We start from the raw sequence: 25,254 nt of genomic DNA, 5'->3' as shown, positions 1-25,254 counted from the left end.
GCGCCTGCGCCGGGCCCACCAGGGTGACACCATGAAATTCTCTGAAAACTGGCTGCGCAGCCACGTCCCGACCACCGTTTCGCGCGATGAACTCAGCGCGGTGCTGACCGCGATCGGTCTGGAAGTGGAAGAGGTCGATGCGCTGGGCGATGGCCTGCAGCATGTGGTCGTGGCGAAGATCATTTCCGCCGAACGCCATCCCGAAGCCGACCGCCTGCAGATCTGCCAGGTCGATGCGGGGCAGGGCGAGCACCTGCAGATCGTCTGTGGCGCGCCGAACGCGCGCCCGGGTCTGGTCGCGCCGCTGGCGATGGTCGGCGCGCAGATCGGCGATCTGAAGATCAAGCCGGCCAAGCTGCGTGGCGTGGACTCCAACGGCATGCTGTGCTCGGCCAAGGAGCTGGGCCTGGACACCGATGCCTCGGGCCTGTTCGAACTGCCGGACGATGCGCCGGTCGGCCAGACCCTGATCGAGTACCTCGGCCTGCCCGACGCCAGCATCGAGATCAAGCTGACCCCCAACCGCGCCGATTGCTTCAGCATCCGCGGCATCGCCTTCGACGTGGCCGCCGCGTGCGCCAGTGAAGTGGTGCCGTTCGATGCTGCGCCGGTCGCCGCCGTGGGCACGCGTGAGCTGACGATCCAGCTGGACGCCGGCGCCGAGGCTCCGCGTTACGTGGGCCGCGTGATCGAGGGCGTCAACGCCCGCGCCGCCACCCCGTTGTGGATGGCCGAGCGCCTGCGCCGCAGTGGCGTGCGCCCGGTCTCGCTGCTGGTGGACGTCACCCAGTACGTGATGCTGGAACTCGGCCAGCCGATGCATGCCTTCGATCTGGGCACCCTGCAGGGCCGCATCGGCGTGCGCCGTTCGCGTACGGGTGAAACCCTGAAACTGCTCGACGGCCGCGACGCCGCGCTGGACGACAGCTTCCTGCTCGTCACCGATGCCGACCGCCCGATCGCGCTGGCCGGCCTGATGGGCGGCTTCGATACGCGCGTCACCGACGACACCACGAACGTCTTCCTGGAGGCCGCGCACTTCGCGCCCGCCGCGATCATGGGCCGTGGCCGCAAGCTGGGCCTGCACACCGATGCCGGCCACCGCTTCGAGCGCGGCGTCGACCCGGCGCTGCCGCGCACGGCGATCGAGTACGCCACCCGCCTGATCCTGGATCTGGCCGGCGGCACCCCGGCGCCGGTCACCGAGGCGCGCGCCGCGCAGGACAGCGCCAGTGCCGCGGGAGGCAGGATGCCGGGAGCGGCTGAGACTGACCTGCCCGCAACCGCCACCATCGGCCTGCGCCGCGCCCGTATCGCGCGCGTGCTGGGCATCCAGATCGCCGATGCCGATGTGGAGCGCATCCTGCGCGCGCTGGGCATGGACGTGACCGCGACCGCCGATGGTTGGCAGGTCACCGCGCCGAGCCGCCGCTTCGACATCGCCATCGAAGAAGACCTGATCGAAGAGCTGGCCCGCATCCACGGCTACGAGCAGATTCCGACCACGCTGCCGGGCGGTGCCTCGCGCGTGGCGATGCCGACCGAGACCCGCCTGGACGACCCGAGCGTCCGTCGCCAGCTGGTCGCTCGTGACCTGCAGGAAACCATCAACTACGCCTTCGTCGATGCCGCGCTGCTTGCACAGTGGCAGCTGGGCGAGGGCCTGGTCGCGCTGGCCAACCCGCTCTCCGCAGAACTGGCGGTGATGCGCCCGTCGCTGCTGCCGGGTCTGGTCGCCACCCTGGGCCGCAACGCCGCGCGCCAGTTGGGCCGCGTGCGCCTGTTCGAACTGGGCCGCGTATTCCATCAGCAGGCCGGCGAAGGCCAGCCCGCGCCGCTGGAAACCCAGCGCGTGGCCGCCGCGATCTGTGGCGATGCCGACACCCAGCAGTGGGGTCTGCCGACCCGCAAGGTCGATTTCCACGACCTCAAGGGCGACCTGGAATCGCTGGCCGCGGCCAGTGGCGCCGCGCTGGTGTTCACGCCGTCGCAGCGTCCGTATGGCCACCCCGCACGGTCGGCCGAGGTCTCCCGTGACGGCGTCAGCCTGGGCTGGATCGGCCAGATCCACCCGCGCCTGGCCAAGGCCATGGAGATTGACGTGGACGTGTTCGCCTTCGAGCTGGACCTGGCGCCGTTGGCCGCCCGCGCGCTGCCGCGCGCGACCGAGCTGTCGCGCTTCCCGTCGATGCGCCGCGATCTGGCGTTCCTGGTGCCCGAGGCCGCGGCCTGGGCCGACCTGGAAGCGACCCTGCGCCGCGCCGTCGGCCCGCTGCTGCGGGAGGTCACCCTGTTCGACCGGTACGTCGGCCAGGGGGTCGAGCCGGGGTTCAAGAGTCTCGCTATGGGCTTGATTTTGCAGGACAAGTCGCGCACTCTGACGGACCGCGACGTGGATGCGGTGGTGGCCGAGGCGGTCTCTGCCATGGAGCGTGAACATCACGCCCGGATCCGCGGTTGAGCGGGAAGCATGGGGGATAGCAGGCAATGGCATTGACCAAGGCGGAGATGGCCGAGAAGCTGTTCGACGAAGTCGGTCTGAACAAGCGCGAAGCCAAGGAATTTGTCGACGCGTTCTTCGATGTGCTGCGTGAAGCATTGGAACAGGGACGTCAGGTGAAGCTGTCCGGCTTCGGGAATTTCGACCTGCGGCGCAAGAACCAGCGCCCGGGTCGCAACCCCAAGACCGGTGAGGAAATTCCGATTTCCGCCCGTACGGTGGTCACCTTCCGTCCGGGCCAGAAGCTCAAGGAGAGGGTAGAGGCATATGCTGGATCCGGGCAGTAACCGAGAGCTTCCGCCGATACCGGCCAAGCGCTACTTCACCATCGGTGAGGTCAGCGAACTGTGCGACGTCAAGCCGCACGTGCTGCGTTACTGGGAAACCGAGTTCCCCAGTCTCGAGCCGGCCAAGCGCCGCGGCAACCGCCGCTACTACCAGCGCCACGATGTGCTGATGGTCCGCCAGATCCGCGGCCTGCTGTACGAGCAGGGCTACACGATCGGCGGCGCGCGCCTGCGCCTGGAAGGTGCCGATGCGCGCGAGGAATCGGCGCTGAGCAACCAGATCATCAAGCAGACGCGGATGGAACTGGAAGAAGTGCTGCAATTGCTGCGCCGCTGAACCATTTTTCACGCAAACCCGTTATACTCGTCGGCCCGCTGAGAGGCGGGGACATTGCCAGCATCATCGGGGCGTAGCGCAGCCTGGTAGCGCATCTGCCTGGGGGGCAGAGGGTCGTCGGTTCAAATCCGGCCGTCCCGACCAATGTTGGTGATTCGATCAAAGGCTTGTGCAGCGATGCGCAGGCCTTTTTTCTTTTTGGGCTGCTGTGGGTTGCCCGTCATACCACCGCTCGATCAACGTGGCGATCACCTTGGCGTTGTCCGGTTGTCCGGTTGTCCGGTTGCCGCCGGTGCGTAGTACGTCGGTCGCACATCTCTTCCGGCAGGTCACTCACCGTTGGATGCAGGCCGCGGTCGGAAGGTATGACGCCGTTGCGTCAATGCCCGTGCAACGGCAGCGGCCGGTCGATCACCACATCTTTCATCACCAGGGTCGATGTGAGCCGCTGCACACCGGGCAGGGCAGAGAGGTGTTCGTCGTAGAGCTGCCGGAACGCGGCCAGGTCGCGGGTGATGACGTGCAGCAGGTAGTCCGGATCGCCGAACAGGCGCTGCGCCTGCAGCACCTGGGGCACGTCGGCGACGGCGTGCTCGAAGGCATCCACCGCCTGTCGGTCGCCGTCGCGCAGGGTGACGAATACCAGCGCCGAGAACTTCAGGCCCAAGGCGGCGGGATCCAGCTCGGCGCGGTAACCGCGGATCGCACCGGATTGCTCCAGGGCGCGCACGCGGCGGTGGCAGGGCGAGACGCTCAGGCCGATGCGCTCGGCCAGTTCGGTCACGGTGAGGCGGCCGTCTTTCTGCAGCTCGGCAAGAATTCGCTGGTCAGTGATGTCCATGCGCAAGAGTTTCCTCCTGCAGCGCCGTATGGGGCAAGTATTTGGAAGCACATTCCAGAGGAGCGGGAATATTCTCCTGTCTGGCACGTAGATCGCGGCAAGACCGCCCCTGGACCCATGCACCCCAGCGTCATTGCCGCCTTCTGGGCGGTCTCGATCCTCTTTGTGCTCACTCCCGGTGCGGATTGGGCGCACCTGATCGCCGCCGGCCTGCGCGGGCGGGCAGTGGTGCCGGCAGTAGCCGGGTTGTTGTCTGGCCACCTGCTGGCGATCGGGCTGGTGGCCGCCGGCGTCGGTGCGATGTTTGTGCGCGCACCGGTCGCGCTGCACGTACTGACCGTGTTGGGTGCGCTATATCTGCTGTGGCTGGGCATCGGGCTGCTGCGCCATCCGCCGGTGGCCACCACCGACGATGCGGAGGCAGTGGCGGGCTGGCGCCACTGGGCGCTCAAGGGCGCCTGCGTGAGCGGGCTCAATCCGAAGGTGTTGCTGCTGTTCCTGGCGCTGCTGCCCCAGTTCATTTCCGCCAGCGCCGCATGGGCAATGCCGGTACAGATCATCGCGCTGGGCATGGTCCATCTGGTCAGCTGCGCGGCGGTCTACCTGGCGGTCGGGTACGGCGCCGGTGCCGTGCTGCGCAGCCGCCCGCGTGCATCACGCGTTGTTGGCCGCATCTCGGGTGCCGCGATGATCCTGATCGCCGTGCTGTTGCTGAGCGGAACCGGCACACTCTGACCCCCACGTTGTCCCCACGAGGATCCTTGGCATGACCGAACAGCTCCATCCCTACGCGACGCCGGGCAGCGCCCCGGTCCCGGCACCGCGCGTGCGCATTCCGCATCTGCAGCAGATGAAGGAACGTGGCGAGAAGTGGGCCATGCTCACCGCCTACGACATGTACACCGCGGCGATCTTCGAAGACGCCGGCATTCCGGTGCTGCTGATCGGCGATTCGGCCTCCAACAACGTGTTCGGCAACGACTCGCTGCTGCCGGTCACGGTTGATGAGCTGATGCCGCTGGTGCGCGCGGTGAGCCGCTGCACGCGGCGACCGCTGGTGATCGCCGATCTGCCGTTCGGTTCCTATCAGGCCTCGCCGGAGCAGTGCTTCCACACGGCGGTGCGCTTCATGAAGGAAGGCGGCGCCCATGCGGTCAAGCTGGAGGGCGGCATCGAGATGGTGCCGCAGGTCCGCAAGCTGGTCAGCTGCGGCATCCCGGTGATGGCGCACATCGGCTTCACCCCGCAATCGGAGCACCAGCTCGGTGGTTTCCGTGTGCAGGGGCGGGGCGAGGATGGCGCACGGCTGATCGAGGAAGCGCGCGCGCTGGAAGCCGCAGGTGCGTTCGCGGTGCTGATGGAGATGGTACCCGGCGCGGTCGCCGCACAGATCACCGCCGCGCTGAAGATTCCGACGGTAGGCATCGGGGCCGGCAGCGACTGCGATGCACAGGTGCTGGTCTGGCAGGACATGGCCGGGCTGCGCACCGGCAAGCTGCCGCGCTTCGTAAAGCAGTACGCGGATATGCATGGCGTGTTGCAGAAGGCCGCGCGTGAGTTCGCGGAAGAGGTTGGGGCAGGCACGTTCCCCGGTCCGGAACACACGTTCTGATCGACCTGATCGACGTTCGTACCACCTGAGGCGCGTGTCCACGGTATCGCCGCGCGGCGGTACCGTGTCGCCTGCGTCATCGAATCGTCATGCGGGCCACGTACCTTCGCCGCACCTGGGGGCGAGGTGGGATCGTGGCCGAACACGCAAAACGGCGTTTGGCGCGCATGTTTCTGGAGCAGGGGCCGGTGCTGCGGGGATTCTTCACCCGCCGCGGTGCGCGCCAGGATGCCGAGGACATGGTGCAGGAGACCTATCTGCGCTTGCTGCGCGCACATGAGGATCAAGGCGAGGCAATCGCCAATCCCGAGGCCTACCTGTTTACCGTCGCGCAGAATCTCGCACGCGAGCAGGCCGCGCGGCGGCGCTGGTCGATGCTGCCCATCGACGATCTTGAACACCTCACCACGCTGCTGAGCGGCGAAGAAACCGTGGAGGATGCCGCCGAGCGCGAGCAGCGCCGCGTGCAGCTGCAGGCCCTGCTGGGCACCTTGCCCGAGCACACCCGCGCGGTGCTGGTGATGCAGTACCGTGACGGCCTCAGTTACAAGGAAATCGCCGAGCGGCTGGGCGTGTCCTCGCACATGGTCAAGAAGCACGTGGTACGCGGACTCTCCGTGTGCCGCCGTGCATTGGCCGGCCACGCGGAGGCGTGGTGAGCGAGTTTCCCGCACCGCGTCCTTCCCTCGCCAGCGAGGCCGCGCACTGGCATGCGCTGCAGCGCCAGGGCGGGCTGACCGCCGAACAACAACGCCAGTTCATGACGTGGCTGGTGACCTCACCGGCGCACCTGCGCGAGTACATCACGGTCAGCCGCGTCGCCACCGAACTCGGCGATGCGCTGCGTGACATGGCAGTGGATCTGGACGCACTGATCGCCGCCGGGCCACCGCCCGCCGACGACAACGTGGTGGCCTTGCCGGTACGGCGACGCCCTCCACCGCCCGCGGCCTCCCGTGCGCCGCGCCGGCACCTGCCGGGCATCGCCGCGGCGGCCGCGTTGCTGCTGGGCGTTGCGTTCGCCGGGCACATGGCGTGGCCACAGACCCGCCACTATGTGGCGGCACACGGCGCACCGCAGCGATTTGCGCTGCCGGACCACACCGTCGTGCATCTGAACGCGGAAAGTGAACTGTCGATCCGCTTCACCTTGTTGAGCCGCCGCGTGGAGCTCTCGCGCGGGCAGGCGAGCTTTGTGGTGGCCGAGGAGCGCCGTCCCTTCGCGGTGCATGCGGCAGGGCTGGAGGTGCGCGATATCGGCACGACGTTCGACGTGTCGCTGCGGCGCGAGCAGGCGCGCATCGAGGTAGCCGAAGGCAGCGTACAGGTGCGCGGCGATTCCGGTCAGGGACGCCTGCTGGCCGACCTGCATGCCGGGCAGAGCGCCCACATCGACTACCGCGATCAGACCGTCAGCCTCCGCCAGCAGCACACCGACACGATGACCGCGTGGTGGCGACGACGCGTCGTGTTCCAGGACGAACCGCTGCGCGAGGTGGTCGAGCAGTTCAATCGACTCAACAACGTGCGTCTGCAGGTGGACGACGATGTCGCCGGGGCACTGCGACTGACCGGCAACCTGCGCGGCGACGATCTTTCATCGCTTCGTACCTTCCTCGATCAGCAGCCATCGCTGCGTACACGCGTGGTCGGTAATCAGATCCACGTGAGCAGCCCATCGGCGGCGGAAATCAACACGAAACAGCCGTAATTGCGCTATCCGCGCGTCATCGCGCGGCGCATGCCGAGCGGCTGTCAAAAAAAATTCATCGAAATACCGGTGCCCGATCCTCGCCCTGCGCCCTCGTACTCCAGGCAAGCGCGAACGATTCCGTCTCGCGACGCTCATACCACCCCACTGGACTTCTACGATGCGCCGCATTCTTTTCCTTTCGATCGCTCTTGCCCTGCAGAGCGCCGCCGTCACCGCCACCGCGCAGGACACCCGCGTGGCCAGCGAGGCGATTCCCGCCCAGCCGCTGGACCGTGCACTCAACGATCTGTCGCGCCAGACGGGCCTGCAGTTTGTCTACAACGCGCAGCAGGCCGGCAACCCGCGTACCCGCGCGATGCCGGCTGGGCTGGCCCTGCAGCAGGCGCTGGAGCAGCTGCTGGACGGCACCGGGCTGCGTTACCGCTATCTCAACGACACCACGGTCACCATCGAAGCACGCAGTGACGCCGCACCGTCGGGCACGTCCGCCGTGCCCGTCGCCACATCCGCCGTGGCACTTGAAGCGGCCCCCGCAGAGGAAGGCGCGGGCCTGCAGCAGCTGGAGCGCATCGACGTGGTCGGCAGCTACAGCCGCAGCCTGGAGCAGGCGGTGGACATCAAGCGCGCCACCATCGGTTTCTCCGACTCAATCGTGGCCACCGACGTGGCCGATTTTCCCGAGCAGAACCTGGCCGAAGCCCTGCAGCGCATGCCGGGCGTGACCATCGAACGTGACAAGGGCCTGGGCAGCCGCGTCAACGTGCGTGGCCTGCCGTCGGAGTACACCCATGTCTCGATCAACAACCTGGCCACGGCATCGGGCAGCGGCGGGCGTGACATCGAGTTTGACATCTTCGCCTCAGAGATCATCCAGCAGGTGACGGTGTTGAAATCGCCGACCGCCGCGGACGAAGAGGGCGGCATCGCCGGCTCGGTGCAGATTTCCACCGCGCGCCCGTTCGACTACACCGGCCGCAAGCTGGTGGCGTCGGTGGAAGGGGCGCACAACTCGATCTCTGAAGAGGTCGACCCGAAATTCTCCTTCCTGGCCAGTGACACCTGGGGCGACTGGGGTGGCCTGGTGTCCTTCGCCACCGCCAAGCGCAGCAACCGCACGGACGCCACCTCGGGCATCAACTTCCGCCCGATGTCGCGCTTCCTCGGTGCGTCCGGCACGCGCGGCACGCAGGCTGCTGCCGTGCTGGCGCGCGATGCCGGCGTGGTGGTCAAGAACCGCAACAACACCGATGAAAGCAACCTGATCGTGTTCCAGGACAAAGTGGGCGACCGTGTCTTCGTCAACGACCAGGACAAGTGGGGTGCCACCGCTTCGCTGCAATACAAGCCGAGCAGCCGTTTCAGCCTGACCTTCGATGCGATGCGCGGCGGCTACGACACCACCGAAGACGAGTACGACGCGGCTGCATATTCGGCGTCCAGCCGCAGCACGCTGGAGACCATCCACGATTACGACGCCAGCACGTTGTCGCAGTACGGCATCGTGGTGCTGCGCGATGTGTCCTACACCGCCACCCAGCACGAGATGCTGAGCAAGGAGCGGATCAACAAGACCGATTTCAGCCAGTACAGCGTGGCGATGGATTGGCAGGGCGACACCTGGGGCGTGGATGCGATGGTCGGTTACTCCGGCGCCGACAAGACGCTGGATGCCAGCAACCTCAAGCATGTGGCCTACGCGCCTTCGCGAACCCGCTGGACCGGCAAGAGTGGCGAGACGATACCCAGCGCCAACCCGGCCAGCATCGACATGTACAACGCCTCGGACAAGTATCTGTTCGAAGCGTATGAGACGACGTTGGAGAAGGTCAGCGATGACAAGTATGCCGCCCAGGTGGATGTGACCAAGGCGCTGGAACTGGCCTTCCTGCCGGCGCTGCGCAGCGTGCAGTTCGGCGCGCGCTATACCGACAAGTCCAAGCAGCGCGAATACGGAGAGGCCAAGATCTACGGGCCGGGCCCGGGCAACAACAGCTGGGTGAACACGCGCACCCTGGCCGACAGTCCGTTGCAGTCGATCGCCGATATCGTGCCCGGCGGTGGCTATTCGGTGAAGGACCTGGACTGGAAGATGGTCTCCAACGACTACGCACGCAGTGCGTTCCGCTATCCGGGCTTCGCAACGCCATTCGATCCGGGCCAGTACTACCGGGTCGACGAGAACGTGACCAGTCTGTACGCGATGACCGACATCGGCTTCGATGTGGGCCGCGTGCCGGTCTCGATCAACGCGGGCGTGCGCTATGTGGATACCTCGGTGCAGTCCTCCGGCTTCCACCCGATCCAGCGGGCAGACGGTAGCACCGGCTATACCGACACGCCCGTCTCGCGCAAAGGCAGCTACAACGATCTGCTGCCGAGCCTGAATGCGACCGCCGAACTGGCCGAGGGAATGGTGCTGCGGGGTGCCGCCTCCAAGACCTTCATCCGCCCGGCATTGACCGACATCGCCTACAAGCGCACCGCCAGCTGGAGCTCGTTCCGTTTCACCGATGGCAACCCGGACCTGCAGCCGACCTATGCCAAGCAATGGGAGCTGGGTCTGGAGAAGTACCTGGACAACGGCGGCCTGCTGGCGGCCTCGTACTTTCACAAGAAGATTGACGGCGTGGTGATCAATGCGCTGACCGGCGTGGTGCCGGATGTGGCGGTGTACAACGCCAACGGCTCGCTCAACGGCACCTATGATTTCGACGTGTACCAGCCGATCAATGCCGATGGCACCTACGTTGTGAAAGGCGTCGAGCTGATCGCGCAGCTGCCGCTGAGCATGCTGCACGGTTCGCTGGAAGGCTTCGGGATCAATGCCAACTACACGATGCTGGACAGTTCGCTGGCCGGTGAATCCGATCTGGGCGTGAGCACGCCGATGCCGGGGCTCTCGGAGAAGTCGTACAACATGACCGTCTACTACGAGAACGAGCGCTTCGACGCGCGCGTGTCGTACAACCACAAGGGTGAGTACGTTGAATCGATCGGCTACAACATGTACCCGATCTGGCGCGATGACTACGGCCAGGTGGATGTGTCGATCGGCTACCGCCTGACCGACAGCATCAAGCTCAGCCTGAAGGGCATCAACCTGACCAACCAGGCGACCACCGGCTACACGATGGATCCCGCGTTCCCGACGATGTACGAGCGCTCCGGTCGCCGCATCAGCCTCGGCCTGCGCGCGGATTTCTGAGCCACCTTCGCGGTGCATCCGGAGGCACGTGCGCGTGCCCCGGATGCGGCTGCCCGTTTGTGAGGAACATCCGATGCGACATGTTTTCTTCCTGCCGCTTGTGGCCGTGCTGGCGTGGCCAATGGTCTCCGAGGCGGCCGATGACGATGCCGGCCGCAGCTGGCAGGCCGGCGACCACCACGTCCACAGCGAGTGGAGCGTGGACTGGGATCGCAGGACCACACCGCCCACGCCGATCCGTGGCGGCGACTCGTCCTACACCCGCACCCATAACGCCCGGCAGGCGCTCGCCAATGGGTTGACCTGGGTGGTGCATACCGATCATGGCGGGCCGGGGCATTCGGCGGTCACCCGGGACCATGCGTGGCCGGCGCTGCTGGATGCCCGCCGCGAGGTGCCCGGACTGATCCAGTTCAACGGCATGGAATTCGATGTACCGGCCGGCGAGCACGCCTCGCTGATCATCGCCCCCGGCCCGGATGAGCGCGAGCAGCTGGTCGCGATCGAACGCGATTACGGCCGCAGCGAGCCGCTGCAGGGAAGCCGCGACGACGGGCAGACGATGCTCGATGCACTGGTCCACATGCGGTCGCTGCCGGCACCGCCGTTGATGTTCATCAATCACCCCGCGCGCACTGCCACCGCCATGGGCCGGTGGGGCGACGTCGCGCCCGATGAACTGCGTGCCTGGCATGCGGCCGCACCGCAGGTGCTGGTTGGCATGGAAGGCGCGCCGGGCCATCAGGCCACCCGTGTCCATCGCGGCCTGTATCGCAATGCGGATGCACCGACCCTGGGCGGTTTCGACCAGATGACAGCGACGGTCGGCGGCATCTGGGACACGCTGTTGTCCGAGGGGCATCGCTTCTGGATCACGGCCAGCTCCGATTCGCACATCAACCAGCGTGATGGCGGCAGTGACTTCGATCCGGGCCAGTACAGCAAGACCCATATCTGGGCGCGGCGGGACGCCGAGGACATCCTCGATGGCCTTCGACACGGACGGATGTTCGCGGTCACCGGTGATCTGATCGATGCACTGGAGCTGCGTGCGACTGCGAACGACGACGAGGCACGTAGTGCCACGATGGGCGGCACGCTGTCGATGTCGCCTGGCGCCTCCATGCGCGTGGAACTGCGGGTGCGTGTACCGGCCTCAGCCAATCACGCTGGGCGGCACCCGGTGCTGGATCACGTGGAGTTGATCGTGGGCGGCCCCGGCGGTGGCAATGGGCCTGTGATGCAAACGCGTGTGTTCGGCGCCAGCGACTGGCAGGTGGACGGCGCATGGCGCTCGGTGTCCTGGGTGTTGCCGGTCCCCACCCGGGGCGGTTTCGTCCGTGCCCGCGGCAGCAGTACTGCGGAGGTGACGCCGCTGCCCGATGTGCCCGGTGAAGATCCCTGGCAGGACCTGTGGTTCTACTCCAATCCCGTCTTTGTCGAGGCCGTGCGCTGAGCGGGTGTCGATCCGCTGGCGCGGGGTGCGCGGGGTGGGGCCAGCGGGGTAGAGTGATCGCTGACTTCATGGACGTGGAAGGAGATGCAGATGGCGGTAAGACCCTTGGTGGCAGCGGATCTCGAACAGGCCAGCCGTGTATGCATGGCGGCCTTCATGGGATCGGTGGCGGAATCATTGCCTGCACTGGGTGTCGAGACCTTCAGCCGTATCGCCTCGGTGGAAGGGTTCCGTGCGCGCATGGTGCAGGACACTCTGATGTTCGCCTACGCGCAGGAGGAACGGATCATCGGTATCGCCGAGCTCAAGGAAGGGCGCCATGTCGCCATGCTGTTCGTCGACCCGGCGGCCCAGCAGCAGGGCATCGGCAAGGCACTGATGGCGGCCATGATCGAGCAGGCGCGTGTGGAGGTCCTGACCGTCAGCGCATCGCTCTCGTCGGTGCCTGCGTATGAGCGTTACGGCTTTGCCTGCAGCGCCGATGCCGCGGAATCCTCCGGGCTGCGCTACCAGCCGATGGAAATGCGCCTGGCGCCGCGCGCCTGACTTCACGCCGTTCAGTCGGCGCGTTCACGAAGGTGAGACAGCCGGCTGGCTACCGTGGAGTCCTGTCATTCAACCCGATTCGGGGAAAGGATCATCATGATCAAGTGGGCCATCATTTTTGCTGTCATCGGCCTGATTGCCGGCGCCCTCGGTTTCGCGGGCATCGGTGGCGCCGCGATCGGCATCGCCAAGTTCCTGTTCTGGGCGGGCATCATCATCGCTGTGGTGCTGTTCGTGCTGGGCATGACCATCGCCAAGAAAGTGACCTGACCGGCCGCGTAAAGACACTGCAGTCCCAGACAAAGGCCTGCGCGGTTTCGCGCAGGCCTTTTCGTTGGTGAGGCTGCACGAGCCTCGCAAGGCTCACTCGAAATACAGCGATACCCCCATCCCGGCCTGTGTGTCCGGGCTGTCGTCATCCAGCCCCACATCGAATGAGGCATCCAGCTGCACCGTCGGGGTCACCATCCAGGTGACGCCTGCGCCGGCCATCCCGGTCGAGGGCTCGCCGTGGGTGTCGGTGAAGCCGGCTTCCAGATAGGTGCTGACGGTATCGGTGGCAGCGAAGCTCAGGCTCGGCGCCCAGGTGACGCTGTCCTCGCTGCCACCGCGGGCCACATTGGCGTACAGGGCCCCGGTCCAGCGATCATTGAAGCTGTACTCATAGCTCGCACCCAGCGCGTACTGCGTGGCGCCCTCGCTGAAGTCGCGCGAGCCGGTAGCGAACGTGGTGCTGGCCAGCAGCGCCACGGCGTGCTTTTCCGAGGACAAGGGCAGGGCGAACTTCAGTCCGACGCCCAGGTCACCCGCACCGCTGCTGCGCTCGGCCGGTGCATCGCGCGGCGCCACCCGCAGGTGGTTCCAGGGCGAGGTGAAGGCCTGCAGTTCGAGATGCTCGACCAAGCCGATCCGGAGCGTGATGTCGGCACTGTACTGCGTGCTCAGCACGCCCGCGCTGTCGCGGTCGCGGCTGAAGCTGGGCAGTCCCGCCTCCAGCGCGACGCTACCGCGGGGCAGTGTCGAGGCGGCGAAGCCGATGCCGGGGCGGTCGAAGGCGAGGTCCGGCGGCGCGTCCTGTTGGGCATGCGCCGCACCGCAGAACAGCAGGGACAGCAGCAGGGCCGAACACCGCATGGGCACGCTCCGGGCCGGCCGATACCGGCATCAAGAAGCAGTCAGCCTGCCCCTTGGCCGGAATGTAGCACGGTGATTCCGGCGGTCATGTGCACGTAGCGGCGGCGTTTCGTCACTCAGTGCGGCGGCCGGGTCATGGCAATGAGGGCATCGCGTACGCGCTCGGTCGCGGCCTCCGGTGTGGCGTCACAGCCGAGCACGCAGGCGCGGAGCAGGAACCCATCGGCGGCGTGCCGTGCAGCGGTCAGTTGCGCGTCGCGACGGTCCAACGGATGCTCGCCCAGCACCGTATCCAGCCAGGAACGTCGGGCGGTGATCCATTCACTGTCGACCTGGTGCGGCCGACATGCCGGACTGATGGTGCGCCCGATGTCGAACAGCTCGGCGATGTAAGCCCGTGAGAAACGGCCGTGGGCCTGGCTGTCGCGGTCCATGCGGTGCTGGATCGCGCGGTGGAGATTGGCCACGATCGCGTGCGCGGCGAGGTCATCGTTGGCTGCTTGCAGCAGCGGGGTATCGGTTGCGTTGTTCATTCGCGCCTCCAGGACACCGGTGGGGGGAAAACGAGGAATCAGCCGCGCGGCAGGATCGGATCACCCTGCCGCAGCAGGGTGTCCAGCAGCGCGACGACGCGTTCACCCTGGCCCTCGCAGGCCAGTTCGAACGTGGTCTGCCCGTCGAGCGCGGGCAGTGGGGAATGCAGAATCCATTCAAGAACGGCGGCGCGGTCCGGTTCGATCTGCAAGGCCAGATCCGCGACACGACGTACGATTCCCTGACGCATGATCAGAATCCGTAACTGAGGGAGAGTGCGGCGGTATCCATGTGGTCGCCACGGGTCATCGGGCTGTCGCGCACGGCATCGGCCAGCGAGGTGCGGCGGATCGACGCAGTCGCGGTCCAGCGCGGCCCCAGCGGCATCACGGCGGCGATGTCCATGTAGGGCGACACACCGCTGCCGGCCGAGTACTGCGCCAGGCCGCTGCGTGCCGCTTCGCGTTCACTGACGCCGAAGTAATAGTCGTTGAGATCGGCGCTGGTGTAGGTCACGCCCAGCGCAGGCATGAAGGTCACGCGGCCGGCCGGGATCGGGTAGGCGTACCGGGCATCGGCCGAAAAGCCGCCGCCATGTCCGGTGACTTCCGCCTGCGCATTGGCCTGCAGCACGCCCCATTCAGCCTGGTGCCGCCAGGAGACGCCCAGCATGCCGGACAGGCTGCGGTTGTCGAGCTGGCGCAGCTGCGGGTCGTGGCTGTCGCGGCGCTTGAAGCGCATCACGTATGGCGAGGCGGTCAGGGCAAGCTCGGACTGCGCGGTCTGGTGCAGGCGATAGCCCACGCTGCCACCGCGGAAGAAGAACGAACGGCCTTCCCAGCTGACGATCGGGGCGGCCAGACGATCGGTGTCATAGCCGGCGTAGGGGGCCTTGAGTGCGACGACGGCGATGCCGATGCTGCTTTTCCTGGCGCCCTCGGGGGCATCAGCCGCCTGCGCAGTGGCGGCGGTGAACGCACTGGCCAGGGCCAGGCCAAACAGCGGAAGGGAAGGGCGCGGAGAACGGAAACGGACGTGCATGGACCTGCCGAGGGGGAACAACCGGAGTGTCATGGTGGGCGCCCTACATTGTCGGAACGTTACGTCCGGCTGCGCGGTACCATCGCCTCCTTCGTACCCCGCAAGGCACCGCCCCATGCGCCTTCTTCTCCTGGAAGATGACCCGGAAATGGCCAGCGCGATCCAGGTCAGCCTGGCGCGCCACGGCATGGTGATCGACGTGGTCGGCACGATGGCGCAGGCCGATGAAGCCCTCAAGGCCGGCGTCCATCAGATCCTGCTGCTGGACCGGCAGCTGCCCGACGGCGACGGTGCCAGCTTCGTCCGGATCGCGCGTGAGCGCGTGCCCAACCTGCCGGTGATCATGTTGACCGCGCGCGATTCGGTGGCCGATCGGGTCACCGGCCTGGACGTGGGTGCGGATGATTACCTGACCAAGCCGTTCGCGGTCGAAGAGCTGCTCGCGCGCATCCGCGCGATCTCGCGGCGGCCCTCGCAGATCACCCTGCCGGTGTTGTCGCTGGGCCGGCTGCAGTTCGATTTCGTGGCGCGCGAAGCCCGCGTGTCCGAGGTGCTGCTGGCGCTGCCGCGGCGGCAGCTGCTGGTGCTCGAGGCACTGGCACTGCGGCAAGGGCGCACGGTGGGCCGCGCCTCGTTGCTGGAAGCCGTGTACGGCTTTGACGATGCGATCCAATCCAATGCGCTGGATGCGCACGTCTCCAAGCTGCGCAAAGCGCTGCTGGAAGCCGACGCGGGCGTGGAGATCCACGTCATGCGCGGCATCGGATATCTGCTCAAGGACACGCCGTGAGATTGCTCAAACCCGATTCCCTGGCGTTCAACCTGGTGTGGAAGGTCTGCCTGATCCAGGCGGCCACGATCGCCCTGGCCTTGAGTGCGATGGTGTTGACCTACGGCGACCGCCGTTCGGCCTATATCGACTGGAAGACCAGCGACCAGATCGCATCGGCCATCACCTTCGGTGCCCAGGGACTGGAGGCGGATCTGCCGAAGGTAGCGCTGGCCGTGCCACGGCCGCCGGCGACGTTCTGGTTCGCCGCGGCCGATGAGCGTGGCCGACGCCTGGTACATGGCGATGTTCCCGTGCAGTACCGTCAGTTGGTGGCACGGCTGGATCAGATCGAGCAGACCGACATCCGTACCCGCATCAATGCCGATGCGCTTGCCGTGCGCGTGGTGGTCGTTGTTCGGCCGGAAGGGCGGTTGCACGTGGCGGTAGGCGGCATTCCCGAACGCAGCATCGTGCGGCAGCTGCTGTTGATCTTCCGCTATCTGGGCGGCTGGATCGCGTTGCCGGTGCTGGTGATCACGCTGGTGGTGGCGCCATGGGTGATCCATCGCGCGCTGCGCGGGGTCAACCGCGTGGCGGCGCAGGCCGCAGCGATCCAGGTCAACGAGCGCGGCAGCGGCCTGGATACGCGTGCGGTGCCGCTGGAGATCTATCCGCTGGTGGACGCCTTCAACGCGGCCGTGCGCCGCATCGGCGAAAGCTACGATGCGCAGGATCGCTTCCTCGCCGGTGCAGCGCATGAACTGCGCATGCCGATCGCGATCCTCGCCACGCGCCTGGCCGATCTGCCGCCCGGTGATGCGCGTTCGCGCCTGCAGCTGGACCTGAGCCGGCTGAGCAACATCGCCGAGCAGCTGCTGGATCTGCAGCGGCTGGACCGGCACGGCAGCCAGTCCCAGCGTATCGATCTTTCCGCGTTGACCCGCGACGTGGCCGCCGATGTCGCGCCACTGGTGGTGGATGCCGGCTACGGCTTTTCGGTGGATGCTCCGGATCAGCCGATCTGGGTCCGCGGGGATCCGCATGCGCTGCACCGGGTCATCGCCAGCCTGCTGCAGAACGCCATCGCCCACGGTGGCGGCCGCGGCATGATCGCCGTGGCGCTGCATGACGATGGGGGCCTGTCGGTCAGTGATGAAGGCCCAGGCGTGCCGGAGGCCGAACGGCTGTCCGTGTTCGAGCCGTTCCACCGGTTGCGGCCCAGCGGCAGTGGCAGTGGGTTGGGCCTGCACCTGGCGCGCGAAATCGTACTGCGCCATGCCGGCACCATCGCGGTGGACAGCGCCCCGGGCGGCGGCGCGCGGTTCCTGGTGGTGTTGCCGGTGGACCCGCGGCCGTTCCCGGGGGTGTCCCCGGCATGACCAATGGCAGGTGATCGGGCCGGGGCATCGTGGGACAACGGACCCGTCCCCCTTTCTGGTGCCGGTTCGATGCGCAGACGTTCGCTGTTCGGTGTGATCGTGGTATCCGGCTTGGCCCTGTCCGGCCTGTCCGCTTGCGCCACCTATGACGATGTCGCCTCGCGCCCGCAGTGCGAGGATTCGCCGCAGGTGAAGGACCTGCCGACGCAGGTCGCCCGCCGCGAAAGCCGCTGCAATGAGTTGAACATCCGGTTCAATGACGATCGCGGCGGCGACAGCAAGCCGCTCGATTTCGGCGGCAAGAACAAGGACGGTTGATCCCGCCTTGGATCAGCGTTGCGCCGGCCCGGCAGGCGGTGCAGCGCAGTAGGCGGTGATGTCCTCGGCGGTGTTCTCCAGCCCCTTGGCCTTGGCCAGCTCCCAAGGGCGTTCGCACTGCTGCGTGCGTTGGCACCAACGGTAGCCTGCCGAGCCGATGCACCCGTGCGCATCGCGGTCCGCGCCGGGTACGCCTGCAGTGGGCGAGGAGGGTGACGGCGAAGGATGGGCGCAGGCGGTGAGGGCGGCGAGCAGGGGAAGCAGGGCAAGCAGGGCGGCTCGAATGGACATGCAGGCTCCGTGGGCGCTTGAGGTCGCGGGCAGTCTCGCGCCGGCTCCGTCGATGCCACGTGCAGGATGCAGGGTTCACTCCTCCATCACCGGGCGTGGGCTGATATGACGCTGGGCGATTCTGCCGATGCTGCGTTGTAGTCCGTGACGAGCACTGCGGAACGCGATGATGCGTTGAAGCAGGATGCGTGCGACCTGCCTGGATGGACGTCGCCGGTATCAGGTTTGACGCGAGGTTGTCAGCACCACTGCCAGGAGGCACGTCATGAAAACACTGTTTTCGATGCGTCACATCGCACTCGCTGCGGCGCTCACCTGTGTCTCGGCCCAGGCCGATGCCTGCACCCGCGTGGTGTACCTGGGCGACAACCAGGATGTGATCACGGCCCGCTCGATGGATTGGAAGAGCGATGTGGCCACCAACCTGTGGGTGCTGCCCAAAGGCATCGACCGTGATGGCCAGGCCGGCCCTCGCTCGATCCGCTGGACCTCGCGCTACGGCAGCGTGGTCGCCACCGGGTATGACATCTCCACCACCGATGGACTCAACGAAGCAGGGTTGTCAGCCAATCTGTTGTGGCTGGCAGAATCGCAGTACCCGCAGCAACGGGGCAGCAAACCGGGATTGGCGATCTCGTTGTGGGCGCAATACGTGCTCGACAACTTCGCCAGCGTTGCCGAGGCCGTCGCCGCCCTTGAGCGCGAGCCGTTTTCGATCGTGACGGACAAGGTGCCGGGCGAGTCCCGGCTGGCCACGCTGCACCTGTCCCTGTCCGACGCCAGCGGCGACAGCGCCATCGTGGAATACATCAACGGCAAGCAGGTGATCCATCACGATCGCGCCTATCAGGTGATGACCAACTCGCCTGTGTTCGATCAGCAACTGGCGCTCAATGCGTACTGGCAGGAGATCGGTGGCACCGTGATGCTGCCCGGCACCAACCGCTCGGCCGATCGCTTCGCCCGCGCGAAGTTCTACATCAACGCGATTCCCAAAAGCGAGGATCCCGTGGTCGCGTTGGCCAGCGTGTTCAGTGTGATCCGCAATGTATCCGTGCCCTACGGAATCACCACGCCGGGCGAGCCGAACATCTCCTCCACGCGCTGGCGGACGGTGGCCGACCACAAGCGCAAGCTGTATTTCTTTGAATCGGCGATGACGCCCAATACCTTCTGGGTGGATCTCAACAAGGCCGATTTCTCGCGCGGCGCTTCGGTGTTGAAACTCGACCTCGGGCCGGACCAGCGCAATGTATTCGCCGGCGACGCGCTGCCCCGGTTCCAGCCGTCCGAACCGTTCCGGTTCCTGGGCACCGACGGCTGAGCAAAATCAGACTAATCCGATAACAACGGGCTTCAACCTGCTCTATCGTTCCTGCTGAGGGATGGACCCCTCCCGTCGTGAGCTTTTCGCCCAGGCATGCCGCAAAGGAACGATCCGCATGGTGATCAAACTGCAACACATCGAACGCCGCTGGCACGTCGTGCATCCGGCCAAATCCGCACCGATTGCGTTCCGAAGCGGGGCCACCGCCTTCGATTTCGCCGATGCCCTGGCACGCGAGCACTATGCCGAGACCGGCGACAGCAGCGCCGTCCGGGTGCAGGTGCTGGAGACCTACGTGGACGCCGTCCGCTACGGCTGAGCCGGCCATCCAAGGCTGTCCGTGCGGATGTGACCGCCTGCCGTCCGTCCAGTCAGCCTCGCGTCGGGTACCTAAATAGGGGATGAAATCAGCGACTTCTGGCCTATGTCGCGCCGCCGGACGATCACCGATCCTGTGCGCCTCCCCCAACACGCAACGAGGATCCCATGTCGAACACGAGCCCTTCCCAGGCCGCCAGACGATTGCGCTGGGCCGTGGTGCCGGCGCTGATGGCGCTGGCCGGCGGCGCCCCGGCGCAGAACTACGACCGCTATTACGACGACGGTTACAACGGCGGTCCGGTGCGCTGCGAATCGATCAAGAACCGGACGCAGCAGTGCGCCTTGCCGGGACGCGCGCGCCTGGTGCGGCAGATTTCCGGCTCGCCCTGCGTTGAAGGCCAGACCTGGGGCCAGGCACGCAACGGCGTGTGGGTAACGCAGGGCTGCCGGGCCGAGTTCATCGCCGAGGGCGGCCGCGGCGGCCGCTGGAATGGCGGTGGGGGTGGCTGGGGCCACAACGGCGGCGGCAACAACGGCCGGGGCCAGATCCTGACCTGCGATTCCAACGACCATCGCCGTCAGCGCTGCGTGGCCAATGTCCGCCGCGAGGCGCGGCTGGTCCGTCAGACCTCGCGTAACGCCTGTATCGAAGGTCGGACCTGGGGCTGGGATCGCACCGGCGTCTGGGTGGATGGCGGCTGCCGCGCCCAGTTCCAGATCTACTGATGGCCGGTGCACCGCGCTTGAGCGCCCCCTGAGCGCTCAAACGAACGAGGCCGCGTCGATGGGACGCGGCCTCGCTGCTTTTCCTGAGCGCTCACCCAGTGGGGGCGCGCCGTGATTCAGCCGGCGGCGCTGAGCGTCTGGCCGCTCTTGACCAGCATCGGCCAGCGCTTGAGCACGGCCTTTCGGATGCCGGCGGCATCGATGCCGGCGTCGGCCAGCAGGTCTTCGCGGCTGGCATGGTGCTGGAAGCTGTCCGGCAGGCCCAGGTGCAGGAACGGCTTGAGCACGTTCTCGGCATTGAGCAGCTCGGCCACGCCGGAGCCGGCACCGCCGGCAACCACGTTGTCTTCGATGGTGACGAAGCCTTCATGGCGCTGCGCAAGTTCCAGCAGCAGGGCCCGGTCCAGCGGCTTGATGAAACGCATGTTGACCACGGTCAGGCCCAGTTCGCGGCCGACCTGTTCGGCGGCCGTCACGGTGCTGCCGAACGCGAGCAGGGCGATCCGGCTGCCCTGCAGGCGCAGCTCGGCCTTGCCGATCTCCAGCGTGGCCAGATCCGTACCGGCGGCGATGCCGGTCCCGCTGCCGCGCGGGTAGCGCACCGCAGCCGGGCCGGCGTAGCGCAGGCCGGTGGTCAGCATCTGGCGGCATTCGGCCTCATCGGACGGTGCCATGACCACCATGTGCGGCACGCAGCGCAGGAAGCTCAGGTCCAGGTTGCCGGCATGGGTCGCCCCGTCCGGGCCGACCACGCCGGCGCGGTCGATGGCGAACAGCACATCCAGCTCCTGCACGGCCACGTCGTGGACCAGCTGGTCATACGCGCGCTGCAGGAAGGTCGAGTAGATCGCCACCACGGGCTTGGCGCCCTGGGTGGCCATGCCGGCCGCCAGGGTCACCGCGTGCTGCTCGGCGATGGCCACATCGAAGTAGCGCTCCGGGTATTCCTTGCTGAAGCGCACCAGGCCCGAGCCTTCACGCATCGCCGGGGTGATGCCCATCAGCTTCGGCTCGGCCGCGGCGGCATCGCACAGCCAGTCACTGAAGACGTCGGTATAGGTCGGCTTCTTGGCCCCGCCCTTGGAGACCAGGCCCTTGTCCGGATCGAACGGGCCGACCGCGTGATACCCGATCTGGTCACCCTCGGCGCGCTCGTAGCCCTTGCCCTTGGTGGTCATCACGTGCAGCAGCTTCAGGCCCTTCAGGCTCTTGAGCGTCTTCAGCGTGGCGACCAGCGCCGGCACGTCATGGCCGTCGATCGGCCCGGTGTAATGGAAGCCCATTTCCTCGAAGAACGTGGACGGCACGAACATGCCCTTCCAGTGCTCTTCCCAGCGCTTGACGAAGCGCGCGGTCGGGTTGTGCTTCTTGTCGCCGAGGATCTTCTTGCCACCTTCGCGCAGCGCATTGAGCGTGCGGCTGCCGGTGGCGCGGCCGAGCATCTTGGTCAGCCCGCCCACGGCCTCGGAGATCGACATGTTGTTGTCGTTGAGGATCACCAGCAGGTTCGGTTCCTGCTCCATGCCGCCGGCGTGGTTGAGCGCCTCGTAAGCCATGCCGGCGGTCATCGCGCCATCGCCGATCACGGCCACGACCTTGCGGTCATCGCCTTCGGCCTGGCGTGCGATCGCCATGCCCAGCGCCGCCGAGATGGAGGTGGAGGAATGGCCGACACCGAAGGTGTCGTACTCGCTTTCCTCGCGCTTGGGGAACGGCGCGACGCCGTCCTTCTGCTTGACCGTGTGGATCTCGTCGCGGCGGCCGGTCAGGATCTTGTGCGGGTAGGTCTGATGACCCACATCCCACACCAGCTGATCGACGGGCGTCTGATACAGGTAGTGCAGGGCGACGGTCAGTTCGATCACGCCCAGGCCGGCGCCGAAATGGCCGCCGCTCTTGCCGACCGACTCAATCAGGTAGGCACGCAGTTCATCCGCGATCGCGGGCAGTTCGGATTCTTCGAACCTGCGCAGGTCATCCGGTGACTGGATGCGCGCAAGGCGGGGATAGCGGGCGGAATCGATCATGTTTATCGCGCTTCTTCTGAGCGCCTATTTTCCCCCCCAAATGAGGGTGGGGCAAGCAAACCGCCTTTTCAGTGAGTAAACGGTGACGGAGGCTGCGACAGAACGTCGCAGCGCGCTCAGGCGCAGAGCTTGGAACGCTTGGGCAACTGCGCCTTCAGGAATGCCATCTGATCGGCCAGGATGTTGCGGTTGGACAGGATCATGTGCTCGATCCAGCTCGGCCGATAGGGCACGGCGAGCAGCGGCATGCTGGCCTGCTGCGGGGTCCGGTTGCTCTTGCGCGAGTTGCAGTGGAAGCAGGCGCTGACCACGTTCTCCCACACGTCCAGGCCGCCCTTGGAGAGCGGCATGACGTGGTCGCGGGTCAGCTGCGGGCGGTTGAACTGTTGCCCGCAGTACAGGCACAGGTGCGAATCGCGCGCGAACAGCGCGGGATTGGACAGATTCGGGGTGGGGTCGATCGCGCGGGAGCGCGCATGCCCGCGGGCGGCGATGATCGGGTGCAGGTCCAAGCCGCTTTGCAGGCCGGTGGTGCGGCAGATGCCGCCGTGGATGTGCAGGCAGGGGTCGCCCAGGGTCCAGGCCACCGCGCCACGCGCGTAGAGGCAGGAGGCGTCCTGCCAATTGATCCAGTCGAGTACGCGCCCATGGGCGTCCAGGGCCAATAACCTCACCGAGCCGGGCCGATGCAGCGTAACGATCGGCGACACCTCGGCGACCGGGGCGGACGAGGCTCCGGTATCGATCAGACCCAAGCGTGTAGTGTCTGTCTCCATCGGGAAAACAGCTTATACCCGAATCGTTACGAATTGGGTATAGGGGGTTGCGCCCCTACCCGATTCGTAACGATTCGGACAGGCATTCCACCTTAACCCCGCGCCGTTGGCGCGCCCCCTTGAACATCAAGGGGGCTTTTCTCCAGAAGGTGTATCGGGGTGGCGACCACCGGTCGGCACCTACCGACGATCAGGCGTCGGTATTCCGGCGGGCGGTCGGCACCTGCGCGGCAATCAGGTAGCCACCGACCGTTGGTCGGTGGTCTGGCAGCCGATCAGCCTTCGCCGAAATGCGCGTCGGTCATCGCCATCAACGGTTCGGCGCCGGACTGGATCGCGGCGGCGTGGCTGAGGGTGCGCGGCAGCACGCGGGCGAAGTAGAAGCGGGCCGTCTCGCGCTTGGCCTGCTTGAACGCGTCGCTCTGCGCGGAGGCCTCGGCGGCGGCGACGCTGCGGGCCCACCAGTAGGCCAGCACCACATAGCCCGAGTAGAACAGGTAATCGAAGCTGGCTGCGCCGAGTTCATCGGGGTTGGTGGCCGCGCGCTGCAGGGTCGCCATGGTCAGCTTGGCCCACTCGTCGGCCTTGGTGCGCAGCGGGGCAATGAATTCGGCCAGCGCTTCGTTGCCTTCATTGGCCTTGGTGAAGGCCTCGATCTCGGCCAGCATCAGCTTCAGCCCCGCGCCCTGGCTGGAGGCGGTCTTGCGGCCGATCAGGTCCAGCGCCTGGATGCCGGTGGTGCCTTCATACAGCGTGGTGATGCGCGCATCGCGGGCCAGCTGCTCCATGCCGTGCTCGCGGATGTAGCCGTGGCCACCGAAGCACTGCAGCGCGTTGTAGGTGTTCTCGATACCCCATTCGGTCTGGCAGGCCTTGGAGATCGGGGTCAGGAAGCTCACCAGCGTGTCCGCGCGTTCGCGCTCGCCGGCATCCTCGGCGTGGTGGGCGACGTCGATCAGGGTGGCCGCGTGCAGGGCCAGCAGGCGGCTGCCTTCGACCAGCGATTTGATGGTCAGCAGCATGCGCCGCACATCCGGGTGGACCAGGATCGGGTCGGCCGGCTTTTCCGGGTTCTTCGCACCGCTCAGCGAACGCGACTGCAGGCGCTCGCGGGCGTACTTCAGTGCGTTCTGGTAGGCCCGCTCGGACAGGCCGATGCCCTGCAGGCCGACGCCCAGGCGCGCGGTGTTCATCATGGTGAACATTGCCTGCAGGCCCTTGTGCGGCTGACCCACCAGGTAGCCTTCGGCGCCGTCGAAGTTCATCACGCAGGTGACCGAGCCCTTGATGCCCATCTTGTGTTCGATCGAGCCGCAGCGCAGCGCATTGCGCTCGCCCACCTTGCCCTCGCGATCGACCTTGAACTTCGGGGTGACGAACAGCGAAATGCCCTTGGCCCCGGCCGGTGCGTCGGGCAGCTTGGCCAGCACCAGGTGCACGATGTTGTCGGTAAGGTCGTGCTCGCCGGCGGTGATGAAGATCTTGGTGCCGGTGATCGCATAGCTGCCATCCGCGTTCGGCTCGGCCTTGGTCTTGAGCAGGCCAAGATCGGTGCCGCAATGCGGTTCGGTCAGGCACATGGTGCCGGTCCAGCGGCCGTCGATCAGCGGCTTGAGGAAGGCGTCCTGCTGCCAGGCCTCGCCATGCTGCTTGAGCGCTTCGATCGCACCGTGCGAGAGCAGCGGGAAGTTGCCCCACGCCAGGTTGGCGGCATTGATCATTTCATTGAGCGGCACGCCCAACGTATGCGGCAGGCCTTGGCCACCCAGTTCCGGTGCAGCGGTCAGACCGGTCCAGCCGCCGTCCACGAACTGGGCGTAGGCCTGCTTGAAGCCCGGCGGGGTGGTGACCTCGCCGGTCGACTGGTCGAGGACGCAGCCGATCTCATCGCCCACGCTGTTCAACGGCGCCAGCACGCTGGCACTGAAACGGCCGGCTTCTTCCAGCACGGCATCCACCACATCGGCGGTGGCATCGGTCAGGCCAAGGCGCGCGAACAGCGGCTCGACCTTGAGCACGTCATGCAGGGCGAAACGGATATCGGAAAGCGGGGCGGTGTAGCTGCTCATCGGGGACAGTCTCGATCAGTGGCGAAGGGTGGCGGAAAGGC

The 25,254-nt window shown here is 66.6% G+C and carries 26 protein-coding genes and 1 tRNA gene; 18 read left to right on the top strand and 9 right to left on the bottom strand.

The window, feature by feature from the left end:
* Positions 1 to 31: 31 nt before the first annotated feature.
* The 4 genes from pheT to ABE571_RS05335 all read left to right on the top strand — a co-directional run bounded on the left by pheT (position 32) and on the right by ABE571_RS05335 (position 3,268).
* Positions 32 to 2,461 (top strand): phenylalanine--tRNA ligase subunit beta, encoded by a 2,430-nt coding sequence (pheT, locus tag ABE571_RS05350; RefSeq protein ID WP_346493339.1) that lies wholly within the window; start codon positions 32 to 34, stop codon positions 2,459 to 2,461.
* A gap of 26 nt (positions 2,462 to 2,487) precedes the next feature.
* Positions 2,488 to 2,787, top strand: coding sequence for an integration host factor subunit alpha (locus ABE571_RS05345; RefSeq protein WP_005410432.1), 300 nt, complete (start codon positions 2,488 to 2,490; stop codon positions 2,785 to 2,787).
* Positions 2,768 to 3,124: a MerR family transcriptional regulator gene (locus ABE571_RS05340; protein ID WP_019182707.1), complete on the top strand. Its 357-nt coding sequence runs from the start codon at positions 2,768 to 2,770 to the stop codon at positions 3,122 to 3,124. Before ABE571_RS05345 ends, ABE571_RS05340 begins: the two co-directional genes overlap by 20 nt.
* A gap of 67 nt (positions 3,125 to 3,191) precedes the next feature.
* Positions 3,192 to 3,268 (top strand) — tRNA-Pro (locus tag ABE571_RS05335).
* Positions 3,269 to 3,503: 235 nt separating this feature from the next.
* Here ABE571_RS05335 and ABE571_RS05330 read toward each other — a convergent pair.
* Positions 3,504 to 3,965, bottom strand: coding sequence for an Lrp/AsnC family transcriptional regulator (locus ABE571_RS05330; protein ID WP_346493338.1), 462 nt, complete (start codon positions 3,963 to 3,965; stop codon positions 3,504 to 3,506).
* A 117-nt stretch (positions 3,966 to 4,082) separates the two neighbouring features.
* Here ABE571_RS05330 and ABE571_RS05325 point away from each other — a divergent pair, with 117 nt between their 5' ends.
* The 8 genes from ABE571_RS05325 (at position 4,083) to ABE571_RS05290 (ending at position 12,768) form a co-directional block, all read left to right on the top strand.
* The gene (locus tag ABE571_RS05325) at positions 4,083 to 4,700 is read left to right on the top strand and encodes a LysE family translocator (RefSeq protein ID WP_346493337.1); all 618 of its coding nucleotides are present in this window, start codon (positions 4,083 to 4,085) and stop codon (positions 4,698 to 4,700) included.
* Between the two features lie 31 nt (positions 4,701 to 4,731).
* Positions 4,732 to 5,577 (top strand): 3-methyl-2-oxobutanoate hydroxymethyltransferase, encoded by an 846-nt coding sequence (panB, locus tag ABE571_RS05320; RefSeq protein WP_313218952.1) that lies wholly within the window; start codon positions 4,732 to 4,734, stop codon positions 5,575 to 5,577.
* 134 nt (positions 5,578 to 5,711) lie between these two features.
* Positions 5,712 to 6,236, top strand: a complete 525-nt coding sequence (locus ABE571_RS05315; protein WP_282262043.1) for a sigma-70 family RNA polymerase sigma factor — start codon at positions 5,712 to 5,714, stop codon at positions 6,234 to 6,236.
* On the top strand, positions 6,233 to 7,288 hold the full coding sequence (locus ABE571_RS05310) for a FecR domain-containing protein (RefSeq protein ID WP_346493336.1): 1,056 nt from the start codon (positions 6,233 to 6,235) through the stop codon (positions 7,286 to 7,288). Before ABE571_RS05315 ends, ABE571_RS05310 begins: the two co-directional genes overlap by 4 nt.
* Before the next feature lie 160 nt (positions 7,289 to 7,448).
* Positions 7,449 to 10,496, top strand: a complete 3,048-nt coding sequence (locus ABE571_RS05305; RefSeq protein ID WP_346493335.1) for a TonB-dependent receptor — start codon at positions 7,449 to 7,451, stop codon at positions 10,494 to 10,496.
* 73 nt (positions 10,497 to 10,569) lie between these two features.
* The gene (locus ABE571_RS05300) at positions 10,570 to 11,952 is read left to right on the top strand and encodes a hypothetical protein (RefSeq protein WP_346493334.1); all 1,383 of its coding nucleotides are present in this window, start codon (positions 10,570 to 10,572) and stop codon (positions 11,950 to 11,952) included.
* 90 nt (positions 11,953 to 12,042) lie between these two features.
* Positions 12,043 to 12,498, top strand: a complete 456-nt coding sequence (locus tag ABE571_RS05295; RefSeq protein ID WP_313218944.1) for a GNAT family N-acetyltransferase — start codon at positions 12,043 to 12,045, stop codon at positions 12,496 to 12,498.
* A 96-nt stretch (positions 12,499 to 12,594) separates the two neighbouring features.
* Entirely contained in the window at positions 12,595 to 12,768 is a 174-nt protein-coding gene (locus ABE571_RS05290; protein ID WP_019182774.1) for a DUF1328 family protein, read from the top strand.
* A 93-nt stretch (positions 12,769 to 12,861) separates the two neighbouring features.
* On the opposite strand, the gene ABE571_RS05285 is transcribed toward ABE571_RS05290, so the two are convergent.
* The 4 genes from ABE571_RS05285 to ABE571_RS05270 all read right to left on the bottom strand — a co-directional run bounded on the left by ABE571_RS05285 (position 12,862) and on the right by ABE571_RS05270 (position 15,207).
* Positions 12,862 to 13,632 (bottom strand): transporter, encoded by a 771-nt coding sequence (locus ABE571_RS05285; RefSeq protein ID WP_313218942.1) that lies wholly within the window; start codon positions 13,630 to 13,632, stop codon positions 12,862 to 12,864.
* A gap of 116 nt (positions 13,633 to 13,748) precedes the next feature.
* Entirely contained in the window at positions 13,749 to 14,165 is a 417-nt protein-coding gene (locus ABE571_RS05280; RefSeq protein ID WP_313208987.1) for a hypothetical protein, read from the bottom strand.
* 38 nt (positions 14,166 to 14,203) lie between these two features.
* Complete coding sequence (locus ABE571_RS05275; RefSeq protein WP_313208988.1) at positions 14,204 to 14,416, bottom strand: hypothetical protein; 213 nt, start codon at positions 14,414 to 14,416, stop codon at positions 14,204 to 14,206.
* Positions 14,417 to 14,418: 2 nt separating this feature from the next.
* Entirely contained in the window at positions 14,419 to 15,207 is a 789-nt protein-coding gene (locus ABE571_RS05270) for a MipA/OmpV family protein (protein ID WP_346493333.1), read from the bottom strand.
* Between the two features lie 115 nt (positions 15,208 to 15,322).
* On the opposite strand from ABE571_RS05270, the gene ABE571_RS05265 reads away from it, so the two are divergent.
* From ABE571_RS05265 to ABE571_RS05255, 3 genes are all read left to right on the top strand, one after another.
* Positions 15,323 to 15,997 carry a response regulator transcription factor gene (locus ABE571_RS05265; RefSeq protein WP_313208990.1) on the top strand — a complete coding sequence of 225 codons (675 nt, stop codon included), beginning with the start codon at positions 15,323 to 15,325 and terminating at the stop codon, positions 15,995 to 15,997.
* The gene (locus tag ABE571_RS05260) at positions 15,994 to 17,358 is read left to right on the top strand and encodes a HAMP domain-containing sensor histidine kinase (RefSeq protein WP_346463798.1); all 1,365 of its coding nucleotides are present in this window, start codon (positions 15,994 to 15,996) and stop codon (positions 17,356 to 17,358) included. The genes ABE571_RS05265 and ABE571_RS05260 overlap by 4 nt, the downstream gene beginning before the upstream one ends.
* Positions 17,359 to 17,427: 69 nt before the next feature.
* Positions 17,428 to 17,676 (top strand): hypothetical protein, encoded by a 249-nt coding sequence (locus tag ABE571_RS05255; protein WP_313208992.1) that lies wholly within the window; start codon positions 17,428 to 17,430, stop codon positions 17,674 to 17,676.
* Between the two features lie 12 nt (positions 17,677 to 17,688).
* On the opposite strand, the gene ABE571_RS05250 is transcribed toward ABE571_RS05255, so the two are convergent.
* The gene (locus ABE571_RS05250) at positions 17,689 to 17,967 is read right to left on the bottom strand and encodes a peptidase (protein ID WP_313218938.1); all 279 of its coding nucleotides are present in this window, start codon (positions 17,965 to 17,967) and stop codon (positions 17,689 to 17,691) included.
* Positions 17,968 to 18,250: 283 nt separating this feature from the next.
* On the opposite strand from ABE571_RS05250, the gene ABE571_RS05245 reads away from it, so the two are divergent.
* The 3 genes from ABE571_RS05245 (at position 18,251) to ABE571_RS05235 (ending at position 20,341) form a co-directional block, all read left to right on the top strand.
* Positions 18,251 to 19,291 (top strand): linear amide C-N hydrolase, encoded by a 1,041-nt coding sequence (locus ABE571_RS05245; RefSeq protein ID WP_313219225.1) that lies wholly within the window; start codon positions 18,251 to 18,253, stop codon positions 19,289 to 19,291.
* 118 nt (positions 19,292 to 19,409) lie between these two features.
* Positions 19,410 to 19,613 (top strand): hypothetical protein, encoded by a 204-nt coding sequence (locus tag ABE571_RS05240; protein ID WP_313208993.1) that lies wholly within the window; start codon positions 19,410 to 19,412, stop codon positions 19,611 to 19,613.
* Positions 19,614 to 19,780: 167 nt separating this feature from the next.
* Positions 19,781 to 20,341, top strand: a complete 561-nt coding sequence (locus ABE571_RS05235) for a DUF3011 domain-containing protein (protein WP_346481749.1) — start codon at positions 19,781 to 19,783, stop codon at positions 20,339 to 20,341.
* A 116-nt stretch (positions 20,342 to 20,457) separates the two neighbouring features.
* On the opposite strand, the gene dxs is transcribed toward ABE571_RS05235, so the two are convergent.
* From dxs to ABE571_RS05220, 3 genes are all read right to left on the bottom strand, one after another.
* Positions 20,458 to 22,368 carry a 1-deoxy-D-xylulose-5-phosphate synthase gene (gene dxs, locus ABE571_RS05230; protein ID WP_313218937.1) on the bottom strand — a complete coding sequence of 637 codons (1,911 nt, stop codon included), beginning with the start codon at positions 22,366 to 22,368 and terminating at the stop codon, positions 20,458 to 20,460.
* 116 nt (positions 22,369 to 22,484) lie between these two features.
* A complete protein-coding gene (locus ABE571_RS05225) occupies positions 22,485 to 23,144 on the bottom strand; it encodes an HNH endonuclease (protein WP_088432555.1) in 660 nt (219 codons plus the stop codon).
* A gap of 275 nt (positions 23,145 to 23,419) precedes the next feature.
* A complete protein-coding gene (locus tag ABE571_RS05220) occupies positions 23,420 to 25,213 on the bottom strand; it encodes an acyl-CoA dehydrogenase C-terminal domain-containing protein (RefSeq protein WP_346493332.1) in 1,794 nt (597 codons plus the stop codon).
* Positions 25,214 to 25,254 lie beyond the last annotated feature (41 nt).

This window comes from Stenotrophomonas sp. TWI273 (assembly GCF_039674765.1).
Classification (GTDB): domain Bacteria; phylum Pseudomonadota; class Gammaproteobacteria; order Xanthomonadales; family Xanthomonadaceae; genus Stenotrophomonas.
The sequence above is the reverse complement of the archived record's forward strand: the minus strand, read 5'-3'. Positions and strand labels throughout refer to the sequence as shown.

Coding starts and splice junctions, on each gene's coding strand:
- pheT (WP_346493339.1), top strand. CDS start 32: ATGAAATTCTCTGAAAACTGGCTGCGCAGCCACGTCCCGACCACCGTT.
- ABE571_RS05345 (WP_005410432.1), top strand. CDS start 2,488: ATGGCATTGACCAAGGCGGAGATGGCCGAGAAGCTGTTCGACGAAGTC.
- ABE571_RS05340 (WP_019182707.1), top strand. CDS start 2,768: ATGCTGGATCCGGGCAGTAACCGAGAGCTTCCGCCGATACCGGCCAAG.
- ABE571_RS05330 (WP_346493338.1), bottom strand. CDS start 3,965: ATGGACATCACTGACCAGCGAATTCTTGCCGAGCTGCAGAAAGACGGC.
- ABE571_RS05325 (WP_346493337.1), top strand. CDS start 4,083: ATGCACCCCAGCGTCATTGCCGCCTTCTGGGCGGTCTCGATCCTCTTT.
- panB (WP_313218952.1), top strand. CDS start 4,732: ATGACCGAACAGCTCCATCCCTACGCGACGCCGGGCAGCGCCCCGGTC.
- ABE571_RS05305 (WP_346493335.1), top strand. CDS start 7,449: ATGCGCCGCATTCTTTTCCTTTCGATCGCTCTTGCCCTGCAGAGCGCC.
- ABE571_RS05300 (WP_346493334.1), top strand. CDS start 10,570: ATGCGACATGTTTTCTTCCTGCCGCTTGTGGCCGTGCTGGCGTGGCCA.
- ABE571_RS05295 (WP_313218944.1), top strand. CDS start 12,043: ATGGCGGTAAGACCCTTGGTGGCAGCGGATCTCGAACAGGCCAGCCGT.
- ABE571_RS05290 (WP_019182774.1), top strand. CDS start 12,595: ATGATCAAGTGGGCCATCATTTTTGCTGTCATCGGCCTGATTGCCGGC.
- ABE571_RS05285 (WP_313218942.1), bottom strand. CDS start 13,632: ATGCGGTGTTCGGCCCTGCTGCTGTCCCTGCTGTTCTGCGGTGCGGCG.
- ABE571_RS05280 (WP_313208987.1), bottom strand. CDS start 14,165: ATGAACAACGCAACCGATACCCCGCTGCTGCAAGCAGCCAACGATGAC.
- ABE571_RS05275 (WP_313208988.1), bottom strand. CDS start 14,416: ATGCGTCAGGGAATCGTACGTCGTGTCGCGGATCTGGCCTTGCAGATC.
- ABE571_RS05270 (WP_346493333.1), bottom strand. CDS start 15,207: ATGCACGTCCGTTTCCGTTCTCCGCGCCCTTCCCTTCCGCTGTTTGGC.
- ABE571_RS05265 (WP_313208990.1), top strand. CDS start 15,323: ATGCGCCTTCTTCTCCTGGAAGATGACCCGGAAATGGCCAGCGCGATC.
- ABE571_RS05255 (WP_313208992.1), top strand. CDS start 17,428: ATGCGCAGACGTTCGCTGTTCGGTGTGATCGTGGTATCCGGCTTGGCC.
- ABE571_RS05250 (WP_313218938.1), bottom strand. CDS start 17,967: ATGTCCATTCGAGCCGCCCTGCTTGCCCTGCTTCCCCTGCTCGCCGCC.
- ABE571_RS05245 (WP_313219225.1), top strand. CDS start 18,251: ATGCGTCACATCGCACTCGCTGCGGCGCTCACCTGTGTCTCGGCCCAG.
- ABE571_RS05240 (WP_313208993.1), top strand. CDS start 19,410: ATGGTGATCAAACTGCAACACATCGAACGCCGCTGGCACGTCGTGCAT.
- ABE571_RS05235 (WP_346481749.1), top strand. CDS start 19,781: ATGTCGAACACGAGCCCTTCCCAGGCCGCCAGACGATTGCGCTGGGCC.
- dxs (WP_313218937.1), bottom strand. CDS start 22,368: ATGATCGATTCCGCCCGCTATCCCCGCCTTGCGCGCATCCAGTCACCG.
- ABE571_RS05225 (WP_088432555.1), bottom strand. CDS start 23,144: ATGGAGACAGACACTACACGCTTGGGTCTGATCGATACCGGAGCCTCG.
- ABE571_RS05220 (WP_346493332.1), bottom strand. CDS start 25,213: ATGAGCAGCTACACCGCCCCGCTTTCCGATATCCGTTTCGCCCTGCAT.